The sequence below is a fragment of the Novosphingobium sp. G106 genome (assembly GCF_019075875.1).
Lineage (GTDB): Bacteria > Pseudomonadota > Alphaproteobacteria > Sphingomonadales > Sphingomonadaceae > Novosphingobium.
The window spans coordinates 248,003-262,887 of sequence record NZ_JAHOOZ010000003.1; the positions used below are offsets into that span (position 1 = coordinate 248,003).

Consider the following 14,885-nt stretch of genomic DNA (forward strand, 5'->3'; position numbering starts at 1 on the left):
ATTCCCATGTCCCGTATTCTCGCGGCCATCGCTGCGGTGGCCCTCTCCATTCCACCGGTTGCAGCTCAGGGCGCGCCCCCGGGCAGCGCCCCGCTTACGCTGGAGCAGGCGCTGGCAGCGGCCCGCAGCACTTCGCCCGCACTCGAAGCGGCATCGGCCGACCTGCGCGCCAGCAGCGCCGCGCGCAGGGTTGCCGGCCTTCGACCCAATCCCTCGCTCGAAGCCGAAACCGAAAACGTAGCTGGCAGCGGTCCCTACCGCGGGTTCGACAGCGCCGAGACGACCGTCGGTTTCGCGCTTCCCATCGAACTCGGCGGCAAGCGTTCGGCCCGGATCGGCGTCGCCGATGCGCAAGGGGCCAGGACACGCGTCGATGCGGCGATCGCCGACGCAGATGTCACGCAGCGCGTCACTCAGGCCTATATCGCTGCGGTTGCCGCCGAGCGCAGGCTCGGCGTGGCCCGCGAGCAGGCGCAGCTCGCCGGTGAAGCCTACCGAGCCGCGAGCGTGCGCGTAGCAGCCGGCCGTGCGTCTCCGATCGAGCAGCAACGCGCCGACGTGCTTCGCATCAACATGGATGCAGCGGCGGCTAGGGCGGAACGTGGCGCGATCGTCGCGCGCGAAACCCTGGCCCGCTTGATCGGCCGACAGGTGGACACCGGTCTCGACCTCGCCTGGTTCGACCGTATCGACGGTTATGGCCCGAGCGCCCCCGTCAACGTCGACGGCACGCTCGCACTGGCCGCGGCTGATGCCGACGTAGCCACCGCCGATGCCCAGGTACGTCTCGCGCGTTCGCAGCGCGTTGGCGACGTGACGTTAAAGGCAGGCGCACGCCGATTGGAAGCGACCAACGACAACGCGGCAGTATTTGGCGTTTCGGTGCCGCTGCCGCTGTTCAACAGTGGAAGTGCCAGCGTCGCCCAGGCGCGTGCCGAACTCGACGGGGCCGAAGCGCGCCGCCGGATGGCCCGGATCGAAGCCGAGCAGGCCGTCGCCCAAGCTGCAGCCGAAGTCGCCAATGCGGCCGCCGATGCGCGCAACGCGGCCGGACCTGCGCTCGCCGCCGCGGTCGAAGCCGCGCGCATCGCCCGGATCGGCTACCGCGAAGGCAAGTTCGGCCAGCTCGACGTCCTTGATGCCGAACGCACACTGACCGAGACCCTCGCCGCCGCGATCGACGCGCTAGCCGCCTGGCACGACGCCCGTGCCCGCCTCCAGCGCCTGACCAGCGCCGTCTCCCCGATCACGAAAAGACTGACCCCATGAGCACCCCGATCCTGCGCACCTTGCTGCCGCTCGCGCTCGCCGCCACGCTCGCCGCTTGCGGCGGCGCCAAGCCCAACGAAGAAAAGCCCGAAACCGAAGTCAAAGAAGGCTCCGGCGAAAAGGCCGAAGCCGCTATCAAGCTCAGCCCGCAGCAGATCGCCTCTGCCGGCATCCAGCTCGTCCGCCCGACGGTCGGTGGCGGTGGCGCGATCGAACTCCCGGCCACGATCGAAGGCGATCCGCAAGGCACGCAGGTCGTGTCGGCCGCGATCGGCGGGCGCGTCGTCGCCTTGACACGCAATCTCGGCCAATCGGTCGGCCGCGGCGAGACGCTGGCCGTCATAGAAAGCCGCGAAGCGGCGCAGCTCAACGCAGAGGTCGAGGCGGCGCAGGCGCGTGCTGCACTCGCCGGATCCAACCTTCAGCGCGAGCAGCGTTTGTTCGACGAGCGCGTGTCGGCGAAGCAGGATCTGATCGCCGCGCGTACCGCAGCGCGTGAAGCCGACATTGCCTTGAGGCTCGCCAGGCAGCAGCTCGGTGCGGCCGGCGGTGGCGGCGGCTCGCTCAATCGGCTGGCGATACGCGCTCCCATCGGCGGCCAGGTGGTCGCGCGCTCGGCCACGCTCGGCCAGACCGTAGCGGCCGATGCCGAGCTGTTCCGCGTCGCCAATCTCTCGACCGTTTCGCTGACCCTATCGATTTCCGCGGCCGATGCCGGACGCGTCCGGCCAGGCGCAGCTGTGGAAGTGAGCGCGCCCGCCCGGGAAGGCACCGCCCGCGTGACCTTCGTCTCGCCTGTCCTCGACCAGACGACGCGCCTGGTTCCCATTATCGCCACGATCGACAACCGCAGCGGCCAGTGGCGCGTCGGTGAGAGTGTGCAAGCCGCGATCATGCTCGGAGGCGGAGCGGGAACCGGTATCAGCGTCCCCTCGACTGCAGTGCAGACGATCAAGAACAAGCCGGTCGTGTTCGTCCGCACGGCGACTGGATTCAAAGTAGCCGCGGTTGCGCTTGGCCAGGCGAGCGGGGGCCAGGTCACGATCCTGTCGGGATTGACTGGACGCGAGCAGATCGCCGCCGCCAACAGCTTCATCCTCAAGTCCGAACTCGGCAAGGGCGCAGGCGGGGACGAGGACTAAGCCATGATCGATCGCATCGTCACGCTTGCGGTCGAGCGCCGCTGGTTCGTTCTGCTGCTCACCGCTATCGCCGCCCTCGTCGGCGCATTCTCGCTCTACCGGCTTCCGATAGACGCGGTCCCCGACGTCACGAACAACCAGATCCAGATCAACGTCCGTGCGCCTGCGCTTTCGCCCGAGCTGATCGAAAAGCAGGTTACATTCCCTGTCGAGACCGCGCTCGCCGGTATCAAGGGGCTGGAAAGCACGCGGTCGCTAAGCCGCAACGGCTTTGCCCAGATTACGGCGGTGTTCTCGGACACGACCGACATCTATTTTGCGCGGGCGCAGGTCGCCGAGCGGATCAACGACGCGAAGGAGCGGCTGCCCGACGGCGTGACCCCGGAAATGGGCGCGATCGCGACGGGTCTCGGCGACATCTATATGTGGACCGTTCGCTACCAGGATCGCGAGCACGAAAAGCACAAGCCCGGCGAACCCGGGACGCAGCCCGACGGCAGTTACATTACGCCCGAGGGCGACCGGCTGGTCAGCGAGGCCGACAAGGCGACCTATCTTCACACGGTTCAGGAATGGATCGTCGCGCCGCAGATCAAGTCGGTGGCGGGGGTCGCGGGCGTGGATTCGCTCGGCGGCTACGACAAGGAATATCTGGTCGTCCCCGACGTCCAGAAGCTCGCCTCGCTCAAGCTGTCGCTGAGCGAATTGGCAACTGCGCTTGAGGCCAACAACAGTGCGATCGGCGGCGGTATCATCGACCGCAACGGCGAAGGTCTCGCCGTGCGGGCAGACGCCCGGATCATCGGCACCGCGCAGCTACGCGACACCGTGATCGCCACGCGCGAAGGGACGCCCATCCTGCTCGGCCAGGTTGCCGACGTTCGGCTCGGCCAAGCGATCCGCCTCGGATCGGCTTCGGAAGCGGGCCGTGAGGTCGTGACCGGCACGGCAGTGATGCGTATCGGCGAGAACAGCCGGACCGTCTCGACCGGGGTTGGCGAACGGCTGCGCCGCATCGGTCCGTCGCTCCCGCCCGACATCGTCATCGAGCCTGTCCTCGACCGCACCGATCTCGTCAACGCGACGATCTCGACCGTGGGCCGCAACCTCGGCGAAGGCGCGCTGCTGGTCATCGTCGTGCTGTTCGCGCTGCTCGGCAACTTCCGCGCGGCCCTGATCGCTGCAGCGGTGATCCCGATCACCATGCTGCTCACAGGCTTCGGCATGCTCCAGGTCGGGGTATCGGCCAATCTCATGAGCCTTGGCGCGCTCGACTTCGGGCTCATCGTCGACGGCGCCGTGATCATCGTCGAGAACGCGCTGCGACGCATCGCCGAACGCCAGCACCATCTCGGTCATGCTCTCGATCGCGGTCAGCGCCTCGCCCTGGTGGCGCAATCGGCACGCGAGATGATCCGCCCTTCGGTCTTCGGCCAAGCGATCATCATCCTCGTCTATGTTCCGCTGCTCACCCTCTCGGGCGTCGAGGGCAAGACTTTCGAGCCCATGGCGCTGACGGTCATCATGGCGCTGGTCTTCGCTTTCGTGCTGTCGCTGACCTTCGTGCCCGCCGCCATCGCGGTGTGGCTGAGCAAGCCGGTCGAGGAGAAGGAAGGCCGGATCGTCGCATGGCTGCGCGGTCGCTACGAGCCCGGACTCGATCACGCGCTGCTGCGCCCCAAGCGCACGTTCGGCATTGCGCTCGGCGCATTGGCGCTGGCCGGCGCCGGTTACGTCACGCTCGGCCAGGAGTTCCTGCCGCAGCTGGATGAGGGCAATGTCCTCGTCCAGGCCTTCCGCGTGCCCGGCACTTCGGTCGACCAGAGCCAGAAGATGCAGTTCCAGATCGAGAAGGCGCTCTCGGGCATGCCCGAAGTCCGTGTGGTTTTCTCGCGGACCGGCACCGCCGAGCTGGCCTCGGACCCGATGCCGCCCAATGCCACCGATACCTTCGTGATGCTGAAACCGCGCAGCGAGTGGCCCGATCCCAGCGAAAGCAAGGCCGAGGTGGTCGAGCGGATCGAGAAGCGCGTGGGCCAAGTTCCCGGGCACAGCTACGAGATCACCCAGCCGATCCAGATGCGCTTCAACGAGCTGATCGCCGGTGTTCGCAGCGATGTCGCGGTCAAAGTCTTCGGCGACGACTTCGCGCAGATGAACGAGACCGCCGACAAGATCGCCGCAGTGCTCCGCCGCACCGAAGGCGCGCAGGACGTCAAGGTCGAGCAGACCGAAGGCCTGCCGATGCTCGATATCGCGTTCAACCGCGACGCCGCCGCACGGCTCGGCGTGACGGCCAAGGACGTGCAGGACGTCATTGCGGCAGCCGTCGGCGGCCGCACGGCCGGCGTGATCTTCGAAGGCGATCGGCGCTTCCCGATCGTGATCCGCTTGTCCGATGCCGAGCGTGCCAATTTCGAGACGCTCGGCCAGACGCCGGTGCCGACGCCATCGGGCGCTTTCGTTCCGCTTGCCAGCGTCGCCGACATACGGGTCGCCGACGGGCCGAACCAGATCAGCCGCGAGAACGGCAAGCGGCGTGTCGTCGTCCAGGCCAATGTCCGTGGCCGCGATGTCGCCAGCGTTGTTGCCGATGCCCAAGCGGGGATCGCCAAGAACGTGCGGCTTCCTGCCGGTATCTTCCTCGAATGGGGCGGGCAGTTCGAAAACCTTGCCTCGGCGCGCGACCGCCTGATGCTGGTAGTGCCGGCCTGCTTCGCGCTGATCCTGCTGCTGCTCTACGGCGCGCTCGGCAGCGCCCGCGATGCCGCGATCGTATTCTCGAGCATCCCGCTCGCGCTGGTCGGCGGCGTGGCGGCTCTGATGCTGAGAGGCATGCCGTTCTCGATCTCGGCCGCAGTCGGGTTCATCGCTCAATCGGGTATCGCCGTGCTCAATGGTCTCGTCATGGTCACTTCGATCCAGGACCTGATGCGCGCCGGCATGGACCGTGCTCGGGCCAGTCGCGAGGGTGCTTTGCTTCGGCTCCGGCCGGTGGCGATGACCGCGCTGGTTGCCTCGCTGGGCTTCGTCCCGATGGCTCTAGGCCATGGCGCCGGTTCGGAAGTGCAGAAGCCGCTCGCGACGGTCGTGATCGGCGGCCTCATCTCGGCGACCCTGCTCACGCTGTTCGTCCTGCCGACGCTCTATGCTCGGTTCGGACGGCGTGAGCTGCCGGCATCGAGGGAGGCGCACGCCGAAGAGCTTCTTCCTCTCGATCCTGCACCGGTGGCCTAGCGATGCGCCGATTGTCGCTGGAGCGCCGCGGGACAATTGCTCGACAGCAGCGTTGTGATCCCAGCGGCGCGGTGTCCTCGCCGGGAGAAGCGATATGAAGGCCTCTGCGAACGGCGAAGCCCGCGGCGCGCACGATCACGGATCCGATGATCACGAGCACGCAAGCCATGCGCATAATCATGCGGCCGGCGCGAATGCAAAGATGCTGACGATCTCGTTGGCGCTAACCGCGACCTACCTGGTCGCCGAGATCGTCGGAGCCTTCGCATTCAACAGTCTCGCGCTGTTGTCCGACGCGGGACATATGCTCACCGACGTGGCCGCGCTGCTCATCGCGTTGATGGCGATCAGGATCGGACAGCGCGCGCCCGACGACAAAAGGACTTTCGGCTATCGCCGGTTCGAGATCTTGGCGGCGGCATTCAATGCGCTGATGCTTTTCGCGGTCGCGATCTATGTTCTGATCGAGGCAGTCCAGAGATTCCGGACGCCAGAGCCCGTGCAATCGACCGGCATGCTGGTCGTGGCCGTGATCGGCCTCGTCGTGAACCTCGTCTCGATGCGATCCTCATGTCCGGCAAGGACGCGAGCCTCAACGTCAGGGGCGCTTACCTTGAGGTGTGGGCGGACATGCTCGGTTCGATCGGGGTCATCGCGGGCGCCCTGGTTATCCGGTTTACCGGTTGGACGCTCATGGACCCGATCGTCGCTGTCGGTATCGGCCTCTGGGTCTCCTCCCGCGCACGTGGATATTGCTGCGCGATACGATCAACGTATTGCTCGAAGGCGTGCCCGGGGGATTGCGGTTTCCCGAAATCCGCAGGGCTATAGGCAATGTGCCCGGGGTAACTGGAGTTCATGATCTGCATGTCTGGTCGATGACGACCGACGACGTGAACTGCACCGCCCATGTCGAGATCGGAGATCCATCACGCAGCGATGACGTGCGATCTTCAGTCCAGGCGATGCTCGCGGATCGATTTAACATCCAGCATTGCACCATTCAGACCGAAACCGAGCCTTGTGAGGCTGAGCGCCACTTGCACCCCTGACCCGAGGCATCTCTGGGGGCTTGCCGCTTGTACATCCGATTCCATCCCGCGCGGCCGATGGAAAGGTCCCCGCGGGCGTGCGGCGTCGAGTTGTGCAGACGCGATCGTTGAATCCGACCGGTTCATAACGGCTATTGGCTGGAAGGCCGATTGCCCAATCAACAGCGCGTCACAAAGACCTCCTGCAGTTGTCCGATTGCCCGCTGGAGCTTCTCGACGGCAGTGACCTGCCGGTCTTTTCGCCGCGTTTCTTCGATCCGGCGCGCGAACGATGGCGCACCACCGCCCTGGCTCTGCGAGATATCGGTCGATCGTGGCGTTGTCGCTGATGTTGAGGAATATCCTGAGCGCCGACGGTTCAGCCGGGCGATAGAGTCGACGACCCGCTTGCTCCGTCGGGTCGAGAATTGCACAGATGGCTGCCAACAAGGATCGTCGGAGCCACATGGTCGCGATCGCGAGCGGGAACGGCGAACGAGTGGCCCGAAAGGGCGAGAATATCCGTACATCCGCATTGCGGCACACGATAGGCATTCAAAGGGATGCTGGTCGCTTCGTAGCCGGTGCTCACAAAGAGCAGAACGCTGCAGATATCTCGCACTTCATTGATGAGTTGGCATGCCGACGTGAAGTTGAAACGGAATTGATCGGGGGTTCTGCCGCGCAAGGCAGCATGGAGCTCAGCTTCGAAGGCGGTCACGCAGTCCCACTGGTCACGATACTCGTCGGCACAAGTGAGGGCGCAGGGCGTAGCTTGGTCAAGCGGATGCCAGCATTCCGCGCATGACGTGCGGAGCGGGCCCCGCCGGGGCGCAATCAACCGCCATTTACACGATCTGCAGAAAGGACATTGATCGAAGAGCGGCCAGCGGTGCAGTCGGCAGAAGCTTGTGGCGGCATCGGCCCATTGCTTCCGAATGTGAGCAGGACGACCCGCAACGAAATCCTCGGCGAGGCAACGACTGCACCATGCTTTGGCCAGCCTGGGTGCTGATGCGAAACCCTCCACATCCTCGGAAAATGGCGGCCGTTCCCATGCTAAGAGATCCACTGGAACTCCGGGCCGCAGGCGGGCGAGCGAATTGGCTGCCAGAACCGCAGCATCGACATGAAATTTCGTAGCGGCTGCAATGAGCCAGGATCTGGTTGGCTGCACATCCGGGTGCCTCCATGTGCCCCGGCGATCCTGGACGGCTCGGGGCTCGGCTTTTGCCCGTGCTTGAAGCTTGTGGCTTCGCCGCGCAAACCAGGAGGTCAGCAGTTCACCGGGGAGCGGGGCGAGATAGTCGGTCATGCTGCACGTCGCCGCATCGCGCGGTCGCTGCCGGCGATGATCTGCATCGAGACCAAAGGGAGCAGCAGTTCTTCGTCATCGAAGCTGTCCGCGTCGATCATTTCGCGCCCGCTGCGGATCTCGGCGATCGCCACCGCTTCCATCAGCCGGAATATCCGGCCGGTGACGCCAGCGGTCAGCGCGATTACGCGCTGGCGAACCTCGTTCGTGTCCAAATTGGAAGGGCGGCGCAGCGGAAGCAGCCCGGCGAAGCTGACCATCAACTGTCGCAGCGCATGGTCATTGCGCCAAGGCTGCAACTCAAAGGCGCCGAAGCGGTCGGCAAGATTGGGGTCGGTGAGTACGGCGATCCGCGCGTCTTCAGTCCCTGCACATACGATCGGGATCCGCAGGTCGTTCGTGAGGAACCGGATGGTGTTGAGGAAAATGCGTTGTTGCCGCGGCGAGCCGGCCAGCATCTTGCCGATCTCGTCCAGCACCAGGACCTTGGCGCCGAATTCGGCGAGCGTGCGGCGAGCAAGGCCCCGCAGAGATCGTAGCGAAATGTGGTGGAATTCCGAATAGTTCATCGCCAGCAGCAACTCGGTGTAGAATTCTTCCTCGGTCGGCTGTGGCGGCATTTGCACGACAACCACCGGCATGTTGGTGAGGCCGGCACGCTGATCAAACGTAGAGGCGTGCAACTCGGCAAAGCGGCGAAGGATTTCGCTCTTTCCCGTGCCAGTCGAACCGAACAGCAGCAGGCAAGGCATTCGTCCGCGTGGAGGATAGGTCGCCAGGTCCTCAAGACGCGAAAGCGCCATCTCCGCCTGCGGAAGAGCAACCCATCGATCGCGGCGGAGCCAGTCTATACGCGCAGCGTCGGAGTTTTCTGCCTGTTCGCGGTAAGCTGGAAATAGGTGCTCGTAGAGGTCGGTCATAGTCGTTCCTCGATTTCGAAGGGCACGATATCCTCAAACTTTTCTAGAAGATTGCCGGCGGCGATCCCCGGCGCGACGAACGGCACGTACGGCGGACCGCCGATATCCAGTGCATTGGTGATACGTTGCGCGGATTTCCGTGCGGTCTTGGTCTTCTCTATCGCTTCAAGAACAATGCGGCGTTCCTTGGCGACCATGTCAAACAGCGCCTGTTCGTCCACCGACTGCCTTCCGTGTTCGCGTAGTGCTCCGAGTGCAGCATCATGTTCAAACTTGGTGATCGGGGGCCGGCGGTGATCCCGCAGCGGCACGGTCAGGTGGCTTTTGTCGGGGAGTTCGACGTAGACCGCTGAAAGATTGAGCGGATTGTACTTGATCGGCAGCTTGTGGGCGCAATTGGCAACGAGACCTGCCAGCGCGCCATGCCAGTAGAACACATGGAACAGCTCGATGCCCTCGCGTCGAACCTTGCGCATCTCGAACGGCAGAAAATCGAGCAGGAACTGGGTCCTGTCGACCGGTAACCGGAAGGGCAGGGGTCGCTTGCCCTGCATTTCCTGCCAAGCGGTAATGGGTGGCACGCCGAGTTCGCTGTGGGTGTCGGCGTGATAGACGCCGACCTGCAGCGTGAGCCAGCGTTCGAATTCTCCAAGTGTCATGCAGGCCTGACCTTCGGCATCGTAGTCGCCTTTGTCCGCGACGCTCGAGAAGGTTGTGCCTGGGAGCAGATGAATCTCGCCGATCATGGTCCCGATCAGCCGCTCGATATGGCCACCATAGTGCGGAGTTCGTTTGGGACGATAATGCAGGTCGATACCATGTTGCTGGCAGCCGCGCGCAAAGGCTCGTGAATGAAATTCGCGGGCGTTGTCGACGTGGAGGATGTCGAGAATGCCCGCCACAGGGTAATCAATATCGATGCCCCGCTCTTGCAGCCATGCCGCCTTCGGCAAGATCCCATGTCGCAAAGCCATGCCGACCGAGGTCGCGGAGGGATGCTCAAGCGAGACGTAGAAGCCTGGGATGACGCGTGTCGCAATGTCGATTTGCAGCGTCAGGGTCGGACGGCACAGCGGCCTACGAAAATGGTCGTCGACGATGATGATGTCGGCGGGCGTGTGGTCCATCTGGACGATTTGGAGCGGGTATTCGGCTACGTAAGACTGGACCACGGGCCGGCATTTGTCGGCAGCGGCCTTGGGACCATCGCGGGCCTTGATCAGCCGGTTTTTTCCGATCGCTAGAACGCGGCTGCTGATCGTATTGCGCGTTGGCGCGCGCAGCCTTGATCATGGCACAAGTGTTTGATGCTGCGGACGAGTTGGGCTAGCCTTGGCTTCGGGCGGGTGAGATAGAACCGCTCGATTTCTGCGGCGATGACATGTTCGAGCTCTGGCAAGAGCCGCCGCCGCCCTTTGGGATAGCCGCCTACCTTATCCAGCAGGGAACTGGTGACAGGCGCCTCGCGGTAGCGCGCGACAAGTTCGTAGATTCGCGATCGGTTCAAGCCCAGTTCTGTGCCTACGTCGCGGAGGGCAATGCGGGTTATTTTGGGCATTTCCACGAGCATGCGGATCGCCGGGTCGCGGCTACAAGCGATGCGCCAATCAGCAGAGCTAGTCCTCGTCAGGGCGGTACCGACGTCGGCCATGATCTATCCCCGATTGCATCAGGGACTCGTGTTGCCGGGTCCGGTCGTTTGGTAGCAAATGTGCTCCACAAATGCGAGAGTCCGGGGGTCGGCTTTCACATGGTCAAAGGAATCTCAGTGCCTTGCAGTCTGGTCTTTTGCTGAAAACGACAGCTCGCGTCCATGCCGAAACGCGCCGTTGCCCTGAGGAATGCCGCGCCGCCGCCGCGCTTGTCTGACGTCGTCAGCGAGGTCCGCGCGCTGGCGACCGAGCAGATCATCGTCGATCCGCAGCTCGTCGAAGCCGCGGCGCGCGCCTGGTCGGCAAACACGATCCACGCGTTCCTGTCCGACATTAGGCTCTGGGATACCTAGTACCAGCTCTCGCGCGTCGCCACCGGGGAAGCCACCTCCCACACCGTCGCAGCTTATGTCCGCGCGCTCGCGGGTCAGGACCCTGACAGCGCCGCGGCGCGCGCAACCGAGACCCGCGCTGCTGCGTCCATTGCGCGGTACCTCGTCAGCATCGGGTGGGCTTACCGCATGGCCGGGCGAGAGGATCCAACCGCGGCGCCGCTCGTGCGGCTGGAGCTGAAGGCGGCGCGCAAGGCGCTGGGCACTCGGCAGCGTCAGGCAAGGGCGATCCGGTTCAAAGGCGAGGGAAGCGATCTCGATGCGCTGGCCAGCGGCGTCTCGCTCGGAATTCTCCTGAAAGCGACGCGGCGCGATCTGCTTGGGCTCCGCGACCGCGCGCTGCTGCTGACCGCCTATGACACCGGCTGCCGGCGCTCCGAGCTCGCGGCGATGCAGGTCACCGACATCGACGGGCCCGATGCCGACGGGGCAGGGGTGATCGCGATCGGCCGGAGCAAGACCGACCAGGAAGGGCAGGGGGCCCAGGCCTATTTGTCGCCGCAGGCGATGCGCGCGATCGAGGCGTGGTGCTCGAAGGCCGGCATCACGCGCGGGCCTCTGTTCCGGCGGGTGGAGACCTGGTTCGACGGTTCGGTCCGCTCGGTAGGGGAGGGGGCACTCCATCCGGGTTCGGTGACGCTGATCTATAAGCGGCTGATCCGGCAGGCCTATGACAAGCGGCTGCTCGGCGACATGGGCGAGACCGAGGTCGTGCGGTGGATTAGGTCAGTGTCTTCGCACTCGATCCGCGTCGGCGTCGCCCAGGACAATATCGCCGCGGGCGAGGGCCTGCCGGCGATCATGCAGGCCTACCGCTGGCGGGATCCCAAGACGGTTTTGCGCTATGGCGCCAAGCGGGCGGCCAAGAGGGGAGCCTCCGCGCGGATGGCGAGGAGGTTTCGCGGGAGCTGAAACGCACCGTGGGTTCGAACCCCACGCTATCCGCCAACTGCGCCTTCTCAGGAGGTCGCACCTGGTCTCAAGACGTTCAGTAAATCTTCTTCTTTCAAATGGTTGCTGCGATGGGTTGTCTCGGGTAATCTCGCGACGCATCGGTAAGCGCGACACTAAACAGGGTAATGGACGGGGTACTGGAACCGGTCCTCCGCGTGAACTGACTCCCTCGTGCAGCTTCGGCCCATGGCGGGAAGGGGTCTTGGACGGGAGTTCAAGACCATGACCAGTCGCACCTTGAATCGCCTGACCGCGATGCAGGCAGCAAAACTGAAGACACCCGGCAAGCATGCGGACGGAGGCGGCCTTTATCTCCTCGTCGATGGGTCGCGGCGCTCATGGATTTTCCGCTACACCTGGCGAGAACGGGAAAGGTCGCTAGGGCTGGGGAGCGCCCGCGATCTTTCGCTCGCGAAGGCGCGCGAGATGGCGGCCGAATAGCGCGAAATGGTAAGCGAGGGGCGCAACCCCAAGACTGCCCGGCAGCAGTGCGATCGCCATGTCACCTTCGGCACCTACTCAGACGTCTACATAGCGACGATGGAGCCTTCATGGCGCAATCCAAAGCACATCGCCCAGTGGAAGATGACTCTCACAGTCTACGCTGCGCCGCTGCGCACCTTGTGGTCGAAGAGATCGACACCGAGGATGTGCTGCCCATCTGGAGCAAGGTGCCGGAAACGGCGAACAGGCTGCGAGGCCGGATCGAGATGGTACGCGACCGTTCGCTGCTGCTAACGGCCTACGACACCGGCTGCCGGCGCTCGGAACTCGCCGCGATGCAGGTGACTGATATCGAGGGGCCCGATGCCGACGGGGCGGGGGTGATCGCGATCGGCCGCAGAAAGACCGACCAGGAGGGGCAGGGGGGCTTTGGCCTAAGCTGTTGTTCTCGTCGCAGTTGCACGGGGGCATCTGTCATCCGTCCCCTGGCAGCTTACCGAAGCAGCCGGCTCGCCATGGCGCGCACGGCCTCGCCGATGTCGGGGCGTTCCAGCGCCAGCGCCAGCGTCGCCTCGACGAAGCCAACCTTTGAGCCGCAGTCGAAGCGCCGGCCGTTGAAGGTGACCGCGTGGAACGGCTGATGGCCGATCATCTTGGCCATGGCGTCCCTCAGCTGGATCTCGCCGCCCGCACCCTTTTCCTGGTTTTCGAGCGTGCGCATGACGTCGGCCTGAAGGATGTAACGGCCAGAGATGATCAGGTTCGATGGCGCCTCTTCGGCTTTGGGCTTTTCGACCAGCCCGTTCACTTCGGTCAGCGTGCCGCCGAACCCGTCGCGCTTCTCGCCCGGCGCGATCACGCCGTAGTTCGACACCTTCTCGTGCGGCACTTCGAGTACCGAGATCAGATTGCCACCGACCTCGTTGTAGGCCTCCATCATCTGCTTCATGCAGCCTGGAGCGCCGATCATCAGCTCGTCGGGCAGGATGATGGCGAATGGCTCGTTGCCGACGATGGCTCGCGCGCACCAGATCGCATGGCCGAGACCCAGCGGCACTTGCTGGCGCACGGCAACGAGGTTGCCGGGCTGGATGCGCGTTGGTTCCAGCGCGTCGAGCGCCTTGCCACGCTCGCGCAGCGTCGCCTCGAGCTCGAAGGCGTTGTCGAAATGCTCGACCATCGCAGTCTTGCCGCGGCCGGTGACGAAGATCATCTGCTCGATCCCCGCCTCGCGCGCTTCGTCGACGGCGTACTGGATCAGCGGCCGGTCGATGATCGGCAGCATCTCCTTGGGAATCGCCTTGGTGGCGGGGAGGAATCGGGTGCCGAGACCGGCGACGGGGAAAACGGCCTTGCGGACGGGTTTGCGAAGCGAATGGTCGGTCATGTCGGCGCTCATAATCCCATTCCGATATGGAACATAATGCAGGTTTCCGACTGACTCGCGGACTGATCAATCAGAGTTAGTTCCGCTACCGTCCCACTCATTGCTACAGGCCCCATTCTCAGAACGCGTGCCTAGCAAAATCCATGTTCAGGCCTTGTCGACTTTACTACAGCATAGTGCGAATGGCCGTTAAGTGTTCCAGAGCTTTCTCCGCCAGAGGACATTCGGAACATAATGCCGAGACGAAACGCGCTTATCGCAAGCATCGAGCCAGAGATCTGGGCGGAGTTCCAGGGCAAATTCACGCCTTTCGAATTACGAAAAGGCGCGTCCCTCCAGCAGCCCGGGGAGCAAGTAGAGCATGTTCAGTTCCCTACCACCGCCGTAATTGTGCCGGGGATCGAAACCGCCGCTGGCGAAAGCGTTAATGTGGCACTCCTAGGCCACGAAGGGGCCGTGGGTGTTTTCGAAGCCTGCGGAAGCCGGACGTTCTATTCCGCGGCGACGGTCCAATTTGGAGGTGTGTTATGGCAAACCCCAGCGACGACATATCGCGCGCTCTATGATAATAGCTCCACGCTTCGAACCGCCATTCAACAAATATGTCGAGGTTCTGACGGTCGAGGCACGGCAATATGTTGCGTGCAATGCCCTTCACAGCGTGGAGAATCGGCTTGCGCGCACCCTTCTGGACGCAGCGGATAAATTTGGTTCGTCCAAGCTGCCAATCACAAAAGTCGCGTTGGCCGAGCTTCTGGGTGTGCCACGTACTACCGTCGCTGCAGCGATGTCGACCTTGCAACGAGCTGGACAAATACGAAGTGGGTCGCGGCGGAGGCCTTGAAATCCTTGATGTCCTGCGGCTCGAAACTGCGGACTGCAGCTGCCGGGAATCCCTAGCATTTGCTCGCCAAGATATTCAATCTCGCGAGGTTCGTTGCTGCGATGCTTGATGATCGAGCGCAATCTTCGCAGCGGCTGCTAAGTCTTCCGCGGTCTTCGCCGCCGCGGTCGGCGTCAGTGCGCAGAGAAAGGGCCCTCGGTGGATCTCACGACGACTTCTCCATCGTAGACCTCAACGGAAAACGGCCGCTGATACGGTCTCGTATCTATCATGCCCAAGCCTTTCGATTCGCTGGCTG

Annotated in this window: 13 protein-coding genes and 2 pseudogenes; 10 read left to right on the forward strand and 5 right to left on the reverse strand. The window is 64.0% G+C overall.

Annotated elements, in window-relative coordinates:
* Positions 1–6: 6 nt before the first annotated feature.
* The 6 genes and pseudogenes from KRR38_RS33360 (at position 7) to KRR38_RS36790 (ending at position 7,487) form a co-directional block, all read left to right on the forward strand.
* Positions 7–1,269 (forward strand): TolC family protein, encoded by a 1,263-nt coding sequence (locus KRR38_RS33360; RefSeq protein WP_217408072.1) that lies wholly within the window; start codon positions 7–9, stop codon positions 1,267–1,269.
* Positions 1,266–2,411: an efflux RND transporter periplasmic adaptor subunit gene (locus KRR38_RS33365; protein WP_217408073.1), complete on the forward strand. Its 1,146-nt coding sequence runs from the start codon at positions 1,266–1,268 to the stop codon at positions 2,409–2,411. Before KRR38_RS33360 ends, KRR38_RS33365 begins: the two co-directional genes overlap by 4 nt.
* Before the next feature lie 3 nt (positions 2,412–2,414).
* Complete coding sequence (locus KRR38_RS33370) at positions 2,415–5,648, forward strand: efflux RND transporter permease subunit (RefSeq protein ID WP_217408074.1); 3,234 nt, start codon at positions 2,415–2,417, stop codon at positions 5,646–5,648.
* 202 nt (positions 5,649–5,850) lie between these two features.
* Positions 5,851–6,162 (forward strand): annotated as a pseudogene (locus KRR38_RS38080) (cation diffusion facilitator family transporter); the annotation flags it as partial.
* 116 nt (positions 6,163–6,278) lie between these two features.
* Entirely contained in the window at positions 6,279–6,479 is a 201-nt protein-coding gene (locus KRR38_RS38085) for a hypothetical protein (protein ID WP_375293499.1), read from the forward strand.
* Between the two features lie 636 nt (positions 6,480–7,115).
* Positions 7,116–7,487, forward strand: coding sequence for a hypothetical protein (locus KRR38_RS36790; protein ID WP_254515865.1), 372 nt, complete (start codon positions 7,116–7,118; stop codon positions 7,485–7,487).
* Between the two features lie 84 nt (positions 7,488–7,571).
* On the opposite strand, the pseudogene KRR38_RS38090 reads toward KRR38_RS36790, so the two are convergent.
* The 4 genes and pseudogenes from KRR38_RS38090 to KRR38_RS36795 all read right to left on the reverse strand — a co-directional run.
* A pseudogene (locus tag KRR38_RS38090) lies at positions 7,572–7,994 on the reverse strand (TniQ family protein); the annotation flags it as partial.
* The gene (locus KRR38_RS33385; protein ID WP_217408076.1) at positions 7,991–8,914 is read right to left on the reverse strand and encodes a TniB family NTP-binding protein; all 924 of its coding nucleotides are present in this window, start codon (positions 8,912–8,914) and stop codon (positions 7,991–7,993) included. The gene KRR38_RS33385 and the pseudogene KRR38_RS38090, both read right to left, overlap by 4 nt.
* Complete coding sequence (locus tag KRR38_RS33390) at positions 8,911–10,041, reverse strand: Mu transposase C-terminal domain-containing protein (protein ID WP_254515866.1); 1,131 nt, start codon at positions 10,039–10,041, stop codon at positions 8,911–8,913. The genes KRR38_RS33385 and KRR38_RS33390 overlap by 4 nt, the downstream gene beginning before the upstream one ends.
* 113 nt (positions 10,042–10,154) lie before the next feature.
* The gene (locus tag KRR38_RS36795; protein ID WP_254515867.1) at positions 10,155–10,565 is read right to left on the reverse strand and encodes a hypothetical protein; all 411 of its coding nucleotides are present in this window, start codon (positions 10,563–10,565) and stop codon (positions 10,155–10,157) included.
* Between the two features lie 162 nt (positions 10,566–10,727).
* Here KRR38_RS36795 and KRR38_RS37585 point away from each other — a divergent pair, with 162 nt between their 5' ends.
* The 3 genes from KRR38_RS37585 to KRR38_RS33400 all read left to right on the forward strand — a co-directional run bounded on the left by KRR38_RS37585 (position 10,728) and on the right by KRR38_RS33400 (position 12,353).
* A complete protein-coding gene (locus tag KRR38_RS37585) occupies positions 10,728–10,919 on the forward strand; it encodes a hypothetical protein (protein WP_309141245.1) in 192 nt (63 codons plus the stop codon).
* Positions 10,920–11,087: 168 nt separating this feature from the next.
* Complete coding sequence (locus KRR38_RS33395) at positions 11,088–11,870, forward strand: tyrosine-type recombinase/integrase (protein WP_309141246.1); 783 nt, start codon at positions 11,088–11,090, stop codon at positions 11,868–11,870.
* 264 nt (positions 11,871–12,134) lie between these two features.
* The gene (locus tag KRR38_RS33400) at positions 12,135–12,353 is read left to right on the forward strand and encodes an Arm DNA-binding domain-containing protein (protein ID WP_217408077.1); all 219 of its coding nucleotides are present in this window, start codon (positions 12,135–12,137) and stop codon (positions 12,351–12,353) included.
* Positions 12,354–12,849: 496 nt separating this feature from the next.
* Here the strand turns inward: KRR38_RS33400 and galU are convergent, their stop codons facing one another.
* A complete protein-coding gene (galU, locus tag KRR38_RS33405) occupies positions 12,850–13,743 on the reverse strand; it encodes a UTP--glucose-1-phosphate uridylyltransferase GalU (RefSeq protein ID WP_217408134.1) in 894 nt (297 codons plus the stop codon).
* Between the two features lie 562 nt (positions 13,744–14,305).
* Between galU and KRR38_RS38095 the strand changes: the two genes are divergently transcribed.
* Entirely contained in the window at positions 14,306–14,587 is a 282-nt protein-coding gene (locus KRR38_RS38095; protein ID WP_375293500.1) for a Crp/Fnr family transcriptional regulator, read from the forward strand.
* Positions 14,588–14,885 lie beyond the last annotated feature (298 nt).

What these genes read in the sequence shown, in the direction of transcription:
- KRR38_RS38085 (WP_375293499.1), top strand. Translation starts at nt 6,279, where the DNA reads ATGCTCGGTTCGATCGGGGTCATCGCGGGCGCCCTGGTTATCCGGTTT.
- KRR38_RS33395 (WP_309141246.1), top strand. Translation starts at nt 11,088, where the DNA reads ATGGCCGGGCGAGAGGATCCAACCGCGGCGCCGCTCGTGCGGCTGGAG.
- KRR38_RS33370 (WP_217408074.1), top strand. Translation starts at nt 2,415, where the DNA reads ATGATCGATCGCATCGTCACGCTTGCGGTCGAGCGCCGCTGGTTCGTT.
- KRR38_RS33365 (WP_217408073.1), top strand. Translation starts at nt 1,266, where the DNA reads ATGAGCACCCCGATCCTGCGCACCTTGCTGCCGCTCGCGCTCGCCGCC.
- galU (WP_217408134.1), bottom strand. Translation starts at nt 13,743, where the DNA reads ATGACCGACCATTCGCTTCGCAAACCCGTCCGCAAGGCCGTTTTCCCC.
- KRR38_RS33400 (WP_217408077.1), top strand. Translation starts at nt 12,135, where the DNA reads ATGACCAGTCGCACCTTGAATCGCCTGACCGCGATGCAGGCAGCAAAA.
- KRR38_RS38095 (WP_375293500.1), top strand. Translation starts at nt 14,306, where the DNA reads ATGATAATAGCTCCACGCTTCGAACCGCCATTCAACAAATATGTCGAG.
- KRR38_RS33385 (WP_217408076.1), bottom strand. Translation starts at nt 8,914, where the DNA reads ATGACCGACCTCTACGAGCACCTATTTCCAGCTTACCGCGAACAGGCA.
- KRR38_RS36795 (WP_254515867.1), bottom strand. Translation starts at nt 10,565, where the DNA reads ATGGCCGACGTCGGTACCGCCCTGACGAGGACTAGCTCTGCTGATTGG.
- KRR38_RS33390 (WP_254515866.1), bottom strand. Translation starts at nt 10,041, where the DNA reads ATGGACCACACGCCCGCCGACATCATCATCGTCGACGACCATTTTCGT.
- KRR38_RS36790 (WP_254515865.1), top strand. Translation starts at nt 7,116, where the DNA reads ATGGCTGCCAACAAGGATCGTCGGAGCCACATGGTCGCGATCGCGAGC.
- KRR38_RS33360 (WP_217408072.1), top strand. Translation starts at nt 7, where the DNA reads ATGTCCCGTATTCTCGCGGCCATCGCTGCGGTGGCCCTCTCCATTCCA.
- KRR38_RS37585 (WP_309141245.1), top strand. Translation starts at nt 10,728, where the DNA reads ATGCCGAAACGCGCCGTTGCCCTGAGGAATGCCGCGCCGCCGCCGCGC.